Here is a 15,942-nt window from a genome sequence, read left to right as displayed (position 1 = left end):
TGCCCGCTGCGACCTCCCCGCCGACCGCCGGAGTCCTACGCGTCGAAGTCCACCTCGACCGCCTGGGTCACCGGGTGGGACTGGCAGGCCAGGACGTAGCCCGCCTCCAGCTCCTCCGGTTCCAGCGCGAAGTTCCGGTCCATCCGCACCTCACCCGACCGCAGCCGCACCCGGCAGGTGCCGCACACCCCGCCCTTGCAGGCGTACGGCGCGTCGGCGCGGTTGCGCAGGACGGTTTCGAGCACGGTCTCGCCGCCTTGCACCGGCCAGCTGCCGCCGCGCCCGTCGAGCGTGGCGGTGACGGTGGCCGAGTCCGGGGTGGCGACCGGTGCGGGTCGCACGTCGGGCTCCTCCGCGTGGAAGATCTCCTGGTGAATCCTGCTCCGGGCCACGCCCAGCCCGCGCAGCGCACCCACTGCGCCCTCCACCAGCCCCAGCGGACCGCACAGGTACCAGCCGTCGAGCTGCCGCACCCCGTCCGCCGTGAGGAGGGCGGGCAGCAGCCCGCGCAGCCGCTTCTCGTCCAGCCGGCCCGACGGCAGGCCCGCCTGCTGCTCCTCGCGGGAGAGGGCGTGCACCAGCTGGAAGCGTTCGGGCCAGCGGTCCTTCAGCTCGGCGACCTCCTCCAGGAACATCGCGGACGCCACGGACCGGTCGCTGCGGATCAGCAGGAAGCGCGCCGAGGGCTCGCCGCCGAGCAGGCTTGCGGCGATGGACAGCACCGGCGTGATCCCGCTGCCGCCCACGATCGCGGCGAAGTGCCCGGCGCGCGGCTCCAGCAGGAACCGCCCCGTCGGCGGCAGCACCTCCACCGTGTCGCCGACGGCCAGCTCCTTGAGCGCGTAGGTCGAGAACTCACCGCCCTCGACGCGCCGTACGCCGATGCGCAGCGTCTCGGGCGCGGCGGAGGCCGGTGCGCACAGCGAGTACGTACGGCGCACCTCGCCCGTGGCGTGGGCGCCGAGGCGCCGCAGCGCGATGTGCTGGCCGGGCGCGTAGCCGTAGAGCGGGCGGAGTTCGGGCGGTACCTGGAGGGTGACCGCGACCGAGTCGTCGGTGAGCCGGTCGACCGCGCTGACCAGGAGCGGATGGAACATCGTCACAGCTCCTTGAAGTGGTCGAACGGCTCGCGGCAGGTGTCGCAGCGGCGCAGCGCCTTGCAGGCGGTGGAGGAGAAGCGGCTGAGCAGCGTGGTCGCGGCCGAGCCGCAGCGCGGGCAGCGGACCGCCTCGGCGGCCGGTTCGCCCGCCGCGCCGTCCCCGCTCCCGCCGCCGTGTGGCTGGGCCCGGGTGGGCCCGAGCCCCACCGCCACCGGTCCCGCCGGGCGCCCCGCGCCGGTGGGGCGCGGCGGTGCGATGCCCGCCTCCGCCAGCTTGCGGCGGCCCTCGGCGGTGATGTCGTCGGTGGACCACGCCGGGGTGAGCACCGTACGGACCTCGACGTGCGCCGCGCCGTGCTCCCGCAGTACCCGTTCGATGTCGGCGGCCATCGCCTCGACGGCCGGGCATCCGGTGTAGGTGGGCGTCAGCTCGACCTCCACCCCGTCCGCACCAACCTCCCGGACGTCCCGCAGCACGCCCAGCTCGGCGAGCGAGACGAACGGCAGCTCCGGGTCGGGTACCGCCCCGGCCAGCTCGCGCAGCGCGTCGACGCGCTGCCCGGCCCGTGGCGCCCGCCCGTCGGTCATGGTCACCACTTCGCCCCCGGATGGCTGCGGTGCAGGTGCTGCATCTCGGCGAGCATCGGCCCGAACGGCTCGGTGTGCAGCCCCTCCCGCCCGCCGCCGGCGGCCCAGGCGTCCTGCTGCGGGCCGTCGGGCAGGGTGAGGGTGGCCCGGTCCAGTACGCCGGTCACCCGCGCGTCCCAGCCGGCGCGCAGCGCGTCCGCGTCGACGGCCAGCCCGGGCAGCGGCTGGAACAGCTCGCCCGTGTACCGCCACAGGGCGTCGACGGCGCGCTGCGTGCGGGCGTGGCTCTCCTCGGTGCCGTCCCCGAGCCGTACGGTCCACTGCTCGGCGTGGTCGCGGTGGTAGGCGACCTCCTTGACCGCCTTCGCCGCGAGGGGCATCCCGGCCGGGGCCAGCTGCCCGTAGAGCAGTTCCTGCCAGCTGGAGAAGAACAGCTGCCGCACCATGGTGACCGCGAAGTCGCCGTTCGGCTGTTCGACCAGCTGGCAGTTGCGGAAGGCACGCTCCTCGCGCAGGTATGCCAGCTCGTCCTCGTCGCCCAGCTGGGAGTAGAGCGTCCGCGCCTGGCCGAGCAGGTCGAGGGCGATGTTCGCCAGGGCGACCTCCTCCTCCAGCACGGGGGCGTGCCCGGCCCACTGCCCGAGCCGGTGCGCGAGGACGAGCGCGTCGTCGGCGAGCGCCAGCTCGGGGCGGTCGGCCACGTCGGGTGCGTCGGCCACGTCGGCCGTCTCGGGTGCGTCGGCGCTCACAGGTTCTTCACCCCCTCCGGGACCTCGTAGAACGTCGGATGCCGGTAGGGCTTGTCGGCGGCCGACTCGAAGAAGGGGTCCTTCTCGTCCGGCGACGAGGCGGTGACCGCGCTGGAGGGCACGACCCAGAGGGAGACGCCCTCGGAACGGCGCGTGTACAGGTCGCGGGCGTTGCGCAGCGCCAGTTCCGCGTCGGGGGCGTGCAGGCTTCCGGCGTGGGTGTGCGACAGGCCGCGCCTGCTGCGTACGAAGACCTCCCACAGGGGCCAGTCACCGCTCATCGGGACACCTCCGCCTGCTGCCGGGCCGCCTGCCGCCGCTGCTGCGGCTGCTTGCGGGCGTGCGCCGCCGCCGCGTCGCGCACCCACGCGCCGTCCTCGTGCGCGGTGCGGCGCTGGCGCAGGCGCTGCTCGTTGCACGGCCCGTCGCCCCGCAGGACCGCCTTGAACTCGCCCCAGTCGATCGCCCCGAAGTCCCAGCGCCCGCTCTCCTGGTTCCACCGCAGCTCCGGGTCGGGGAGGGTGAGGCCCAGCGCCTCGGCCTGCGGCACGCAGATGTCCACGAAGCGCTGCCGCAGTTCGTCGTTGGAGTGGCGCTTGATCTTCCACGCCATGGACTGGGCGCTGTGCGCCGACTCGTCGTCGGGCGGCCCGAACATCATCAGTGACGGCCACCACCAGCGGTCCACCGCGTCCTGCGCCATCGCGTGCTGCGCCTCGGTGCCCCGGCTGAGCGTCAGCAGCAGCTCGTACCCCTGGCGCTGGTGGAAGGACTCCTCCTTGCAGATGCGGACCATGGCGCGGGCGTAGGGCCCGTAGGAGCAGCGGCACAGCGGCACCTGGTTGGTGATCGCGGCGCCGTCCACCAGCCAGCCGATGGCGCCGACGTCGGCCCAGGTGAGGGTGGGGTAGTTGAAGATGGAGGAGTACTTCTGGCGGCCGGTGTGCAGTTTGTCCAGCAGCTCGTCCCGGCCGGTGCCCAGGGTCTCGGCGGCGCTGTAGAGGTACAGCCCGTGGCCCGCCTCGTCCTGCACCTTGGCCAGCAGGATCGCCTTGCGGCGGAGGGAGGGGGCGCGGCTGAGCCAGTTCGCCTCCGGCATCATGCCGATGATCTCGGAGTGCGCGTGCTGGGCGATCTGGCGGACGAGCGTGGCGCGGTAGGCGTCCGGCATCCAGTCGCGCGGCTCGATGCGCTCGTCGGCGGCGACGGCGGCGTCGAACGCGGCCTCGTACCCCGCCGCGGGCGGCTGCGGGCCGGTGGCCTGCGCGGAAGGCGATGGGGGCGCGGGGCTGTTTCCCGGCAGCAACGTCGTCATGCGAGGCTCCTTGGCTCCAGCCGACCGACCGATCGTTCGGTTCAATGGTGGGCCGGTGCGCCACACGGTGTCAAGACCACCCGGACAGTGACTAACCTCTGGGGTGCGGAACACAGAGAGGGGCGGGGAGGGCATGGAGCCTGACGAGGAACGGCACGGCGGCATCGCCGCGCTGTCGATGCCCGGGCGGATCACCGTGGCGATAGCCGTGGCGCTCGTCGCGGTAGCCGTCGCCGTGCACGGGGCGATGGTCTTCCTGCACGTCGCGCCGGAGAACACGCTCAGCAAGGAACACGAGTCCGTCATTGACGACTACATCTATCCGGAGTTCGAGCAGAACTGGAAGCTGTTCGCACCCAACCCGCTTCAGCAGAACATCCGCGTACAGGCCCGTGCCAGCGTCACCAAGGACGACGGGGCGAACGAGACGACCGGCTGGGTCGACCTCTCCGCGATGGACGGCGACAACATCCGCGGCAACCCCTTCCCCAGCCACGTCGTCCAGAACGAGCTGCGCCGGGCCTGGAGCTTCTACACCGACTCGCACGACGACAAGGGCCGTCCTGTCGGCTACCGGGGCGACCTGTCCGAGAAGTACATCAAGCGCATCGTGATGCACCGCTTCGGCCCGGAGCTGAACGGCGGCACCGTCGACCGCATCCAGCTGCGGTCCCAGACCACCCGGGTGGCCGCGCCCAAGTGGAGCGACGAGCGGATCGACACCAAGCCCGAGTACTGGGTGCTGCCCTGGTGGGCGATCACCCGCGCGGATCTCCAGGGGGCAGAGTGAGCGACCGTCACGAGCAAGGCGAGCACGGCGAGCACGCGGAGCACGCGCAGCGCGGCGAGCACACTGGCGAGCACGCGGAGGGCGACGGGCCCGTGCCGCCCCTGAACCCGCGGGAGCCGACGACGCGCGAGGCGCCCGCGGCGCGCGGGGTGCCGCAGCAGCGCCCGTCGTGGGCCGAGGTGCCCGCGCTCCCGCCGCCGCCCGCCCCGCCCTCCATACCCGTGCCGCCCGCGGCACCCGCGGCATCAGCCCCGCCCAGGCCCCACTGGCGCACCCGCCTGGACTCCTCGCTCCACACCGCCTTCGGCCGCATCACCGGCCAGGCCCTGGGCCCGTACCAGACGGCGATCGTGCGCATCGGCTTCGCCGGCGCCTGGCTCGTCTACCTGCTCCGCGAGTGGACGAACCGCCAGGAGCTGTACGGCCCCGACAGCCCGTGGGGCTGGGACCTGGCCGAGGAGCTGATCGCCAACAACGACGCGTTCTCGGTGCTGATGTGGACGCAGAGCAACGCCTGGTTCGAGTGCGTGTACCTGCTCGCGATCCTCACCAGCGTCGCCCTGCTGCTCGGCTGGCGGACGCGCACCATGTCCGTGCTGTTCATGATCGGCGTCCTCTCGCTACAGAACCGCAGCATCTTCATGGGCGACGGCAGCGACAACGTCATCCACCTGATGGCCATGTACCTGGTACTCACCCGGTGCGCGCAGGTGTGGTCCCTGGACGCGCTCCGCGCGGCCCGTACGGGCGGGGACGGCGCGGGGCGGGACCTGGCCGGTGTCGTGCTGTGGGTGGTGTGCGGCGTCGCGCTCGTCGCCGCCACGGCGGGGCCGGGCCTGACGCCGGGCTGGGCGCTGATCTACTGGGGCTTCTGGGTGGTCGCCGCCGGATGGTGGGCGGTGAACCGCTACGCGCCGGGCGAGCCCCGTACGGTGCTGGACGTCATCGCGAACCTCGTCCACAACGGCGCGATCGTCGTGATCATGTTCGAGGTCTGCCTGATCTACTCGACGGCCGGCTGGTACAAGATCCAGGGCTCGCGCTGGCAGGACGGCACCGCCGCCTACTACCCGATGAAGCTCGAGTACTTCGCCCCCTGGCCCGAGCTGAACGACGTCTTCGCGAGCAGCGGCCTGATCATCATGATCATGACCTACGTGACCGTGATGGTGCAGGTCGCCTTCCCCTTCGCCCTCTTCAACCGCAAGGTGAAGAACGTCCTGCTCGCCATCATGATCGCCGAGCACCTGAGCATCGCCGTCCTGCTCGGCCTGCCCATCTTCTCGCTCGCCATGATCGCGGCGGACGCGGTCTTCCTCCCCACGGCCCTGCTGGTCTGGGTCGGCGCCCGCTCCGGCCGGCTCACCGCCAGGCTGCGCCGGTCGTCCGGCGGCGGCTCCGCACGGGCTCCGGGCGGCGAAGCCGCGGTGCCCGGACAGCGTGCGGGGGCGCGGCATCCGGCATATGCGGGGCATCCGGGATACGAGGGACAGACCGAAAAGAAGCGTGACGAAGACACGAGCGTGACACTGCCGCGCTAGGTTCTGTCGCCCGGAGGCGAACGGGGTTCCCTCCGGGCGGCGACGACCACGGGGGACGGCATGGCGGCACGCAAGCACAGGAAGAGCAGGGAGAGCGGCGGAAGCGGCAGGACGCGGCGCGGGCTGTACGCGGCGCTGTTCGCGGTGCTCGGCGTGCTGCAACTGGCGGGGGCCGTTCCGCTGCTGGACGACACGGCGGAGGCCGCGCTGATCCTGCTGGTCGGCGGGGTGCTCTCGTTCGGGGTCTGCGTGTACCACGCGGTCGAGGCGTCGCAGCGCGGCTGAGCGGGCGGGGAGCGGGCGGGGAGCGGGCGGGGAGCGGGCGGGGAGCGGCGCGCGGCGCCCGTAGGCTGGCCCGGTGAACGATCACCGGGAGGCCCCCGCCCCGGCACCCGATCCCGGCGAGGCGGCCGTGCATCGCTGGCGCGCGCTCGAACGCGAACTCGCCCCCCACGGCGTCCTGCTGGACGGCTTCCACGCCCTCAAGCACGCACTGCGCTTCGGCGCCGAGGTCCCCCTCGCCCTGACCGACGACCGTACGGCCGCCCTCGCGCTCGCCGCCGACCTCGCCCCCGACCTGACCGGCGCGCTCGCCGCCCGGCTGCACGAGGTGCCGTCCGCCGCGCTCGGCGCGCTCCTCGCCCGCCCGCACCCGACCGGCGTCGCCGCACTCGCCGTACGCGCCCCCGGCCTCGCCCCGGACAGCCCCGGCCCCGCCGCCACCGACCGCGGCCCCGCCCACCCGCGCACCGCCCCGCTGATCGTCCTCGACAACCCGCGCCACCTGGGCAACATCGGCGCCGTGATCCGCCTCGCCGCCGGGTGCGGGGCGGCGGGCGTCCTGACCACCGGCACCGTCGACCCGTGGCACCCCCAGGTGGTGCGCGCCGGCGCCGGCCTCCACTTCGCCACCGCCGTCGAGCGCCGGGAGCCCGCAGATCTGCCCGCCGGCCCCGTCTACGCCCTCGACCCGGAGGGCGCGGACCTGCGCACCCTCACCCTCCCCGACGACGCGCTGCTCGCCTTCGGCTCCGAGCGCCACGGCCTCTCCGCCGGACTGCGGGCGCGGGCGGACCACCTCGTGGCCCTGCCGATGCGCCCGCAGGTCTCCAGCTACAACCTGGCCACCAGCGTCGCCATGACCCTCTACCACTGGATGGCGCAGCCGAAGCCGCCCCCGAGCCCGTAGGGAGCGGCCCCGCCGTCACGCGGGCCGCCGCACCTCCACCGTCCGGAAGCGGTTCGCGACGAACGCCCCGTCGCACAGCGCCGCGTTCGCCGCCGGATTGCCGCCCGACCCGTGGAAGTCGGAGAACGCCGCCGTCTGGTTGACGTACACCCCGCCCGTCAGGTTGAGCGAGAGCTGCGCGCACTCCTCCAGGCACGCGTCCTCGATCAGCCGCTCCATCTCCGGCGACGAGGTGTACGCGCCGACCGTCATCGCGCCCTTCTCGCGCACCGTGCGCCGCAGCAGCGTCACCGCGTCCGGCGTGGAGTCGACGGCCACCACGAAGGACACCGGTCCGAAGCACTCCTCCAGGCACGCCGACGCCGTCTCCGGCTTCGCCGCGTCCAGCTTGACGATCACCGGCGTACGGACCGTCGCGCCGGGGAAGTCCGGGTTGTCCACCGAGCGCGACGGCAGCGCGATCTCGCCCAGCGCGCCCGCCCCGTCGATGCGCTCCCCCACTTGCGGGTTGACGATGGCGCCGAGCAGCGCGTTCGCCCGCGCGTCGTCGCCCAGCAGCTTCCCGACGGCCGCCGCCAGGTCGCCGACCACCTCGTCGTACGTCTTCTCGCCCTCGTCCGTCTCGATGCCGCCGCGCGGCAGCAGCAGGTTCTGCGGGGTGGTGCACATCTGGCCGCTGTACAGGGAGAGGGAGAAGGCGAGGTTGCCCAGCATCCCGCGGTAGTCGTCCGTCGAGTCGATGACGACGGTGTTGACCCCGGACTTCTCGGTGAAGACCTGGGCCTGCCGGGCGTTGGCCTCCAGCCAGTCGCCGAAGGCGGCGGAGCCGGTGTAGTCGATGATGCGGATCTCCGGCCGCATCGCCAGCTCCCGGGCGATGCCCTCGCCCTCGCGCTCGGCGGCCAGGGCGACGAGGTTCGGGTCGAAGCCCGCCTCGGCCAGTACCTCGCGGGCGGTCCGCACGGTCAGCGCCAGCGGCAGCACGGCGCGCGGGTGCGGCTTGACCAGCACCGGGTTCCCGGTGGCGAGCGAGGCGAAGAAGCCCGGGTAGCCGTTCCAGGTGGGGAAGGTGTTGCAGCCGACCAGCAGCGAGATGCCCCGCCCCACCGCCGTGAACTCCTTGCGCAGGTTCAGCGGGTCGCGCTTGCCCTGGGGCTTGGACCAGTCGGCGGCCTCCGGGGTGCGCACCTGCTCCACGTACGCGTACGCCACCGCCTCCATGCCCCGGTCCTGCGCGTGCGGGCCGCCCGCCTGGAACGCCATCATGAACGCCTGCCCGCTGGTGTGCATCACCGCGTGCGCGAACTCGTGCGTACGGGCGCTGATCCGCGCCAGGATCTCCAGGCAGACCGCCGCGCGCGCCTCCGGGCCGGCCTCCCGCCAGGCGGGCATCGCCAGCCGCATCGCGGGGAGCAGCGCGTAGATGTCGGGGTGCGGGTACTCGATGCCCAGCGGGATGCCGTACGGGGAGGTCTCGGTCGCCGTCCAGCCGTCGGTGCCGGGCTGGCCGTCCAGCTCGAAGCGCGTGCCGCGCAGCGCGTCGAACGCCTGCTGGCCCGCGGCCGGGCCGAGCGAGCCGTCCTCGCCGTACGCCTTGGGGTGCTCGGGGTGCGGCGACCAGTACTCGCGGCTGCGGATCGCCTCCAGGGCCCGGTCGAGGGTCGCGCGGTGCTTTTCGATCAACTGCACGGGACTGGCTGCGGCGGTCACGGGGACCAACTCCTCGTCGAGCTGGGTGGCAGATGGGCGTATGGTTCAGATACTGCTACCGAACGATCGGTCGGTGCAAGAGGGCTGTGACGGACCAGGCGCGACGGACCAGGCACGGTGACACGGTGACGGCCAACTCCCCGAAAGCGGCGGATAGCATGCCTGGCATGCCCGCCATGCCCGCGAAGCGCGACACTTACACCCCTGACACGCTGCTCGCGGTCGCCGTACAGGTCTTCAACGAGCGCGGATACGACGGCACCTCCATGGAGCACCTCTCGCGCGCCGCGGGCATCTCCAAGTCGTCCATCTACCACCACGTCACGGGCAAGGAAGAGCTGCTGCGGCGCGCGATAAGCCGGGCCCTGGACGGCCTCTTCGCCATTCTGGACGAGCCCGCCGCCCTGCGGGGCCGCGCCGTCGACCGGCTCGAGCACGTCACCCGCCGCACCGTCGAGGTGCTGATGGCGGACCTGCCGTACGTCACCCTGCTGCTGCGCGTACGGGGGAACACGGACACGGAACGCTGGGCCATGGACCGCCGCCGCGAGTTCGACCAGCAGGTCGCGGCGCTGCTGAGCCAGGCCGCGGACGACGGCGACCTGCGCCGGGACGTGGACGCGCGGCTGGCGACCCGGCTGCTGTTCGGGATGATCAACTCGCTGGTCGAGTGGTACCGCCCGGACCGCGACGGCCGCGACGCCCAGCACGGCAGCGACACCCCCCATGACCGCGACACCCCGTACGTCCCCGACGCCCAGCACGGCCGTACGACGGACGCCGAGGTCGCCGACGCGGTCGTCCGCACCGCCTTCGCCGGGCTCCGTACGGCCGACCCCCGGCCCTGAGCCCGCCCCGCCGTCGCACCCGGCGGAAAACGCCTACCCGCGCCGCCCGGAAAGGACGGAGACTCCTCCCATGGCTGACATGGCGTCCTTCCGGCTGGCGGTCACCGCGTGGGCGGCCGACGGCCCCGGTGACCTCGGCGGCCCCGGCGGCCCGCGCGGCCCCGCCGAGCTGGCGCGCGAGCTGGCCGCGCGGCTGCCCGTGCGGGCGGCCGTCCTGCTCGAAGGGCCGAGCGACGTCGCGGCGGTCGACGCGCTGGCCGCGAGCCGCGGCCGGGACCTGGCAGCCGAAGGGGTCTGCGTCCTGGCGATGGGCGGCGCGATGAGCGTCGGGCGCTTCACCTCCCTCCTCGGCCCGCCCGGCCTGGGCCTCCGCCTCACCGGGCTCTGCGACGAGGCCGAGTACCCCTACTACGCCCGCGCCCTGGAGCGGGCCGGGGCGCCGGAGCAGGGCTTCTTCGTCTGCGCGGCCGACCTGGAGGAGGAGCTGATCCGCGCGCTGGGCGTGACCCGCGTGACGGAACTGGTCCAGGCCGAGGGCGACCTGCGCGCCCTCCAGACCTTCCTGCGCCAGCCCGCCCAGCGGGTCCGCACCGCCGAGCAGCAGCTGCGGCGCTTCTTCGGCACCAAGAAGGGGCGCAAGATCCACTACGGCCGCGTCCTCGTCGAGGCCCTCGCACCCGACCGCATCCCGGCCCCCCTCAACGGCCTGCTCGCCGCACTCTGACCCGGGCTCCGGGGCACCGCCCCGCGCCCGCGCGCACACGCTGCGTGGGTGACCTGCGCAACAGTCACCCGTACGGATGGTGACCATGCGAACGCACGTCGTAGGGTTGGCAGTTCAGTGACAGGGGACACGAGCAGCGGTGCCCGGGGGCGGGGATGGGACTGACGGACGAGATAGCTGCGCGCCGCGCGGGGCAGGGTGAACCAGCGGCCCTGATAGGGGAGTTCCGCCGTACGGCCCTCCTGGTGCCGGTCCTGGACGACGGCCTCATGTCGGCGGCGTACGGCGGCATCCGCTGGATCTACGCCTTCACCGGCGAACACGCCCTCGCCCGCTTCCTCCAGGGCCTCGCCCCCCGCCCGCCCGCCGCGCCCGAGTCCCCGCACACCTACGTCTCCGTCCTCGGCGCCCGCCTGCTCGACTCCTTGATCCCCTCCCTCGACGACCCCACCGGCATCGCGATCGACGTCGCCGACCGGGACGCCTCGATGCTCCTGCCGCCGGTACGCGGCATCGTCCCGGACTCCTGCGCCCTGGACGCCGACACCGAAGCCGACCCCGGCACCGCGCCCCGTACGCCCGACCACCCCCCAAGGAGCCCCAGTTGAGCGACGAAGGCGGCGACCTGAACATCAGCAAGTCGACCCTGGCCCAGATCACCAGTGGTCTTCAGGCCGCGATCGACGAGCTGGAGCAGTCGGGCAGCACCGGGGTGACGGCGCTGAAGGGCTCCGGCATCGAAGAGCTGAAGATGACCAACATGGAGGCTGGCCACGCCGGTCTCGCCGATGACTTCCGAGCCTTCAGCGAGAACTGGGAGTGGGGGGTGCGTGCCCTGATCGCCGACGCCAACGCGATAGCGCAGGAGCTGGGGCTGGCCGTCGGGCTCCAGTACTCGGAGGACAAGTACTGGGAGGAAACCTTCAAGTCCGCGATCCACGTCTCCAACCCCCTCTCGAACCCCGGTAAGAGCAAGGAGGAGGTCAGCGCGACGGGCTGGATGGACCTCCTGAAGCCGGAGGGCCCCGACTACGGCGCCGACCCGAGTGACAAGTCCGCGCCGAGCATGTCCGAGCAGTGGTCGAACCCGGAGGGCACCGAGAAGGTGCTGAAGCCTCCCACCGGTGGGGCCGGTTCGGCTGAGGGCGGCGATCGCTGATGAGCCTCGGCGGTGCCCTCAACGGCCTCAAGGAAGGACTCGGCGAAGCGGTCGACGGTGGCGGCGAGATCGTCGCCAAGGGTCTGGAGACGGTTGGCGCGGACGAGGCGGGACAGGCTGTCCGCGATGCCAAGAATTCCGTGGCCAACTCCCTGCACGCCGATGTCGACGAGCAGCAGCTCGACCAGACCGAAGACGCGAAGAAGCTGGTGTACGGCAGTGCCGGGAAGCTGCGTTCCCACGCGAAGCACCTCAGGGATTTCAAGACCGCCTTCGACAAGGTCGGCAACGGACTGAAGAAGCTCGACTCCAGCCACCTGAAGGGCAAGACGGCGGAGGCGTTCCGGGACAAGGTCTCGATCGAGCCGAAGAAGTGGTTCAAGGCGGCCGACGCCTGCGAGAAGGCGGCCGGGGCGCTGGAGGACTTCGCAGGCACCGTCTCCTGGGCCCAGGGACAGGCGCGGGAGGCCATCGCCGTCTACAAGAAGGCCAACAAGGACTCCGAGACCGAGCGGGACGCCCACAACAAGAAGGTCGAAACCTACAACGCCGCCGCGAAGGACTACCAGCTCAAGAACATCTTCGGCAACGAGGACCCCGGCGTGTGCCCGGTCCCGCCCGGCGACTTCAAGGACCCTGGCCCGGCCGGGCGGGAGGAGGCCGAGGGCATCCTGAGCCGCGCCCGCGAACAGCGCAACACCGCCGCCGAGAAGGCCCGGAAGCTCATCCAGTCCGCACGCGACGCGGCGCCGCCGAAGCCCTCCGCCTACCAGCAGGCGCGCAGCGATGCCGACATCGCCAAGCTGAACCTGGCGCACGTGCCCGGCGGGGTGGTCAACGGCATGTCCTCGGCCGCCGCCTTCGCCCGCAGCATGAATCCGGCGGACCCGTTCAACCTCACGCATCCGCGCGACTGGCTCACCAACGTCAACACCAACGCCGTAGGCATCTACGCCGTGGCCAAGGACCCCAAGGCGGCGGGCCAGGCGCTGAAGGACGCCCTGCGGCACGACCCGGGCGACGTCCTGGGCCAGGCCCTTGCCCCCGGCGGGGGCAAGGGCACCGGCGTGGCCCGCAAGACCGCCAACGCCGGACGGCGAGCGGGCAGCCCACCCGCCCGGGGCAGGCTCGGATCACTGCACGACCGCTTCCGGGAGGCGATGGACAACTGGCGTAAGAAGACGGCGGGCACCGACCCCGTCGACCTCTCCACCGGCCGGATGTTCCTGCCGCAGACGGACGTCACCCTGCCCGGCGAGCTGCCGCTGGTCTTCTCCCGGCAGGTGGACTCCTCCTATGACCAGGGGTACTGGTTCGGCCCGTCCTGGTCCTCCACGGTGGACCAGCACCTTCGGGTGGACTCCCAAGGCGTCGTCCTGGTCGCTGAGGACGGCCGCCTCATCGCCTACCCTCACCCGGCGCCCGGCCTGCCGACGCTCCCCGAGGTCGGCGCCCGCTGGCCGCTGGAGCGCACCCGGGACGGCGGCTACACCCTCACCGACCCGGACACCGGGCACATACGGCACTTCTCCCCGCCCGAGGACGGGGCGGACGGCATCGCCGTGCTGGAGCAGATCTCGGACCGCAACGGGCACCGGATCACCTTCGAGTACGCCCCCGACGGCACACCCACCGACATCGTGCACAGCGCGGGCTACCACCTGCGCCTCACCGTCGAGGACGACCGCGTCACGGCCCTCCATCTCGGTGACCAGGAGCTGATCCGCTACGGCTACACCGACGGCAACCTGACCGAGGTCACCAACTCCTCCGGCCTCCCCCTGCGCTTCGCCTACGACGACGAACGCCGCGTCACCTCCTGGACCGACACCAACGACCGGCGCTACGACTACGTCTACGACAACCAGCACCGGTGCGTCGCCGAGGGCGGCACCGAGGGCCACATGCAGGTCCGCATCGATTACGACGGCCGTGACCCCGCCACGGGCCACCGCGTCACCACCCTCACCACCCGCACCGGCCACCGCACCCGACACCTCTTCGACGACCGCTGCCAGCAGCTCGCGGTCACCGATCCCACCGGCGCCGTCCAGCGCACCGCATACGACGCGCACGGACAGGTCGCCGCCCAGACGGACCCGCTGGGGCGAACCACCCACTTCTCGTGGGACGACACCGGTCGCCTGGCCTCCGTCACCCGCCCCGACGGGCGCGAAGCGTCCGTGACCCGGAACGCCCTCGGCCTGCCCATCTCCGTCACCGCCGCCGACGGCACCACCTGGCACTACACCTACGACGAGCGCGGCAACCGCACCTCGGCCACCGACCCGGCGGGCCACGTCACCCGCTACACCTACGACTCCCTGGGCCACCTCACCTCGGTCACCGACGCGATGGGCGGCGTGACCCGGGTCCGCTGCGACGCCGCCGGACTCCCGCTGGAGATCACCGACCCCGGCGGCGGCGTGACCACGTACGAGCGCGACGCCTTCGGCCGCCCCGTCGCCCTGACGGAACCGTCCCCTGCCACTGTCGGGGAGACCCCGTCCGGCTCGGTCACCCGCCTGACCTGGTCCGTCGAGGGCCGTCTGCTCTCCCGCACCGACCCGGACGGCGCCACCTCCACCTGGACGTACGACGGCGAGGGCAACCGCACCCGCCAGGTCGACGCGGTGGGCGGGGTCACCACGTACGAGTACACGCACTTCGACCTGCTCGCCGCCCAGACGGGCCCGGACGGCGTGCGCTACGAGTTCGACCACGACACCGAGCTGCGCCTCACCCAGGTCACCAACCCCCAGGGCCACACCTGGTCCTACGCCTACGACCCGGCCGGGCGCCTCACCGCCGAGACCGACTTCGACGGCCGCACCCAGACCTACACCCACGACGCGGCAGGCCAACTCACCTCCCGCATCACGCCGTTGGGTGAGACCGTCACCTACGCCCGCGACGTACTCGGCCAGATCACCCAGAAGGTCTCCGACGGCCGAACCACCACCTTCGGCTACGACCTCGCCGGGCGCCTCACCGAGGCCATCAGCCCCGAGGCCGAACTCCTGTGGCAGCGCGACAAGCTGGGCCGCGTCAAGACCGAGATAGCCGACGGCCGCCTCCTCACCCACACCTACGACGCACTGGGCCGCCGTACCCGCCGCGTCACTCCCAGCGGCGCGGTCTCCACCTGCGTCTACGACCCGTCGGGCAACCGTTCCTCCCTCACCGCCTCCGGCCACACGCTCGACTTCACCCACGATGCGACCGGCCGCGAAACCAGCCGCGCGATCGACGGCGGGCTCTCGCTCACCCAACTCTGGGACGCCTCGGGACGCCTCACCGACCAGACCGTCACCGGCCCCACCGCGCGACAGCTCCAGCACCGCACCTACACCTACCGCGCGGACGGCCACCTCACGGCGCTCACCGACCAGCTCTCCGGCTCCCGTACCTTCGACCTCGACGCGGCGGGCCGCGTCACCGCAGTCCACGCTGCGGACTGGACCGAGACCTACGCTTACGACGACGCGGGCAACCAGACGCACGCGAGCTGGCCCACCGACCACGCACCACCCGAGGCGGCAGGTCCCCGTACGTACACCGGCACCCGCATCCGTACGGCGGGCCGCATCCGCTACGAGCACGACGACGCCGGCCGCGTCACCCTCCGGCAACGCACCCGCCTCTCCCGCAAGCCGGACACCTGGCGCTACACCTGGAACACCGAGGACCGCCTCACCGACTGCACCACGCCCGACGGCACGACGTGGCACTACCGCTACGACCCCCTGGGCCGCCGCACCGCCAAACAGCGCCTCTCTCCCACCGGCGAGGTGCTGGAACAGGTCGACTTCACCTGGGACGGCCCCACCCTCATCGAACAGACCACCACGGCCCCGGAACTCCCCCATCCGGTCACCCTCACCTGGGACCACGACGGCTTCACGCCCCTGACCCAGACCGAGCGCCGCCTCGACCAGCTCACCCAGAACGAGATCGACTCCCGCTTCTTCGCGATCGTCACGGACCTGGTCGGCACACCCACCGAGCTGCTCTCCGAATCCGGCGACATCGCCTGGCACACCCGTACCACCCTGTGGGGCACCACCACCTGGAACACCGACGCCACCACGTACACCCCGCTCCGCTTCCCGGGCCAGTACCACGACCCGGAAACCGGCCTCCACTGCAACTTCCACCGCCACTACGACCCCACCACGGCCCGCTACACCACCCCCGACCCCCTCGGCCTGTCCCCAGCCCCCAACCCCC

At 72.5% G+C, this 15,942-nt stretch carries 15 protein-coding genes; 9 read left to right on the top strand and 6 right to left on the bottom strand.

Annotation, left to right across the window (positions count from 1 at the left end; genetic code table 11):
- Positions 1-35: 35 nt before the first annotated feature.
- From H299_RS0114085 to paaA, 5 genes are read right to left on the bottom strand one after another with little or no spacing between them, the layout of a single operon-like run.
- Positions 36-1,097: a 2Fe-2S iron-sulfur cluster-binding protein gene (locus H299_RS0114085; protein WP_027748930.1), complete on the bottom strand. Its 1,062-nt coding sequence runs from the start codon at positions 1,095-1,097 to the stop codon at positions 36-38.
- A 2-nt stretch (positions 1,098-1,099) separates the two neighbouring features.
- Entirely contained in the window at positions 1,100-1,687 is a 588-nt protein-coding gene (gene paaD / locus H299_RS0114080; protein WP_051262465.1) for a 1,2-phenylacetyl-CoA epoxidase subunit PaaD, read from the bottom strand.
- A 2-nt stretch (positions 1,688-1,689) separates the two neighbouring features.
- Entirely contained in the window at positions 1,690-2,436 is a 747-nt protein-coding gene (gene paaC, locus H299_RS0114075; protein ID WP_078512736.1) for a 1,2-phenylacetyl-CoA epoxidase subunit PaaC, read from the bottom strand.
- Entirely contained in the window at positions 2,433-2,717 is a 285-nt protein-coding gene (paaB, locus tag H299_RS0114070; protein ID WP_027748927.1) for a 1,2-phenylacetyl-CoA epoxidase subunit PaaB, read from the bottom strand. Before paaB ends, paaC begins: the two co-directional genes overlap by 4 nt.
- Positions 2,714-3,751 (bottom strand): 1,2-phenylacetyl-CoA epoxidase subunit PaaA, encoded by a 1,038-nt coding sequence (gene paaA / locus H299_RS0114065; protein ID WP_078512735.1) that lies wholly within the window; start codon positions 3,749-3,751, stop codon positions 2,714-2,716. The genes paaB and paaA overlap by 4 nt, the downstream gene beginning before the upstream one ends.
- A gap of 133 nt (positions 3,752-3,884) precedes the next feature.
- Here paaA and H299_RS0114060 point away from each other — a divergent pair, with 133 nt between their 5' ends.
- The 4 genes from H299_RS0114060 (at position 3,885) to H299_RS0114045 (ending at position 7,271) form a co-directional block, all read left to right on the top strand.
- A complete protein-coding gene (locus tag H299_RS0114060) occupies positions 3,885-4,541 on the top strand; it encodes a DUF5819 family protein (RefSeq protein WP_027748925.1) in 657 nt (218 codons plus the stop codon).
- Positions 4,542-4,690: 149 nt separating this feature from the next.
- Positions 4,691-6,082: an HTTM domain-containing protein gene (locus H299_RS34110; protein ID WP_486587277.1), complete on the top strand. Its 1,392-nt coding sequence runs from the start codon at positions 4,691-4,693 to the stop codon at positions 6,080-6,082.
- A 60-nt stretch (positions 6,083-6,142) separates the two neighbouring features.
- Positions 6,143-6,367, top strand: coding sequence for a hypothetical protein (locus H299_RS0114050; RefSeq protein ID WP_027748924.1), 225 nt, complete (start codon positions 6,143-6,145; stop codon positions 6,365-6,367).
- A gap of 73 nt (positions 6,368-6,440) precedes the next feature.
- Complete coding sequence (locus H299_RS0114045) at positions 6,441-7,271, top strand: TrmH family RNA methyltransferase (protein WP_051262464.1); 831 nt, start codon at positions 6,441-6,443, stop codon at positions 7,269-7,271.
- A 15-nt stretch (positions 7,272-7,286) separates the two neighbouring features.
- Here H299_RS0114045 and paaN read toward each other — a convergent pair whose 3' ends face one another.
- Positions 7,287-8,981, bottom strand: a complete 1,695-nt coding sequence (gene paaN, locus H299_RS0114040; RefSeq protein ID WP_027748922.1) for a phenylacetic acid degradation protein PaaN — start codon at positions 8,979-8,981, stop codon at positions 7,287-7,289.
- 167 nt (positions 8,982-9,148) lie between these two features.
- Here paaN and H299_RS0114035 point away from each other — a divergent pair, with 167 nt between their 5' ends.
- The 5 genes from H299_RS0114035 to H299_RS0114015 form a co-directional block, all read left to right on the top strand.
- On the top strand, positions 9,149-9,829 hold the full coding sequence (locus H299_RS0114035) for a TetR/AcrR family transcriptional regulator (protein ID WP_486587268.1): 681 nt from the start codon (positions 9,149-9,151) through the stop codon (positions 9,827-9,829).
- 70 nt (positions 9,830-9,899) lie between these two features.
- Entirely contained in the window at positions 9,900-10,553 is a 654-nt protein-coding gene (locus H299_RS0114030; RefSeq protein ID WP_027748920.1) for a TOPRIM nucleotidyl transferase/hydrolase domain-containing protein, read from the top strand.
- Between the two features lie 155 nt (positions 10,554-10,708).
- Positions 10,709-11,161, top strand: a complete 453-nt coding sequence (locus H299_RS34105) for a hypothetical protein (RefSeq protein WP_051262463.1) — start codon at positions 10,709-10,711, stop codon at positions 11,159-11,161.
- On the top strand, positions 11,158-11,712 hold the full coding sequence (locus H299_RS34100; protein WP_051262462.1) for a hypothetical protein: 555 nt from the start codon (positions 11,158-11,160) through the stop codon (positions 11,710-11,712). The genes H299_RS34105 and H299_RS34100 overlap by 4 nt, the downstream gene beginning before the upstream one ends.
- Positions 11,712-15,942, top strand: a 4,231-nt coding sequence (locus tag H299_RS0114015) for a putative T7SS-secreted protein (protein ID WP_027748919.1), incomplete at its 3' end; no start/stop codon positions are given. The genes H299_RS34100 and H299_RS0114015, both read left to right, overlap by 1 nt.

Source organism: Streptomyces sp. CNH287 (genome assembly GCF_000424825.1).
Note: the sequence above shows the minus strand (reverse complement) of the source record. Positions and strands in the feature narration are given on the sequence as shown.

Excerpts from the sequence above, each read along its gene's own strand:
- H299_RS0114085 (WP_027748930.1), bottom strand. The coding sequence starts at position 1,097 with ATGTTCCATCCGCTCCTGGTCAGCGCGGTCGACCGGCTCACCGACGAC.
- paaD (WP_051262465.1), bottom strand. The coding sequence starts at position 1,687 with ATGACCGACGGGCGGGCGCCACGGGCCGGGCAGCGCGTCGACGCGCTG.
- paaB (WP_027748927.1), bottom strand. The coding sequence starts at position 2,717 with ATGAGCGGTGACTGGCCCCTGTGGGAGGTCTTCGTACGCAGCAGGCGC.
- paaA (WP_078512735.1), bottom strand. The coding sequence starts at position 3,751 with ATGACGACGTTGCTGCCGGGAAACAGCCCCGCGCCCCCATCGCCTTCC.
- H299_RS0114060 (WP_027748925.1), top strand. The coding sequence starts at position 3,885 with ATGGAGCCTGACGAGGAACGGCACGGCGGCATCGCCGCGCTGTCGATG.
- H299_RS0114050 (WP_027748924.1), top strand. The coding sequence starts at position 6,143 with ATGGCGGCACGCAAGCACAGGAAGAGCAGGGAGAGCGGCGGAAGCGGC.
- H299_RS0114035 (WP_486587268.1), top strand. The coding sequence starts at position 9,149 with ATGCCCGCCATGCCCGCGAAGCGCGACACTTACACCCCTGACACGCTG.
- H299_RS0114030 (WP_027748920.1), top strand. The coding sequence starts at position 9,900 with ATGGCTGACATGGCGTCCTTCCGGCTGGCGGTCACCGCGTGGGCGGCC.
- H299_RS34105 (WP_051262463.1), top strand. The coding sequence starts at position 10,709 with ATGGGACTGACGGACGAGATAGCTGCGCGCCGCGCGGGGCAGGGTGAA.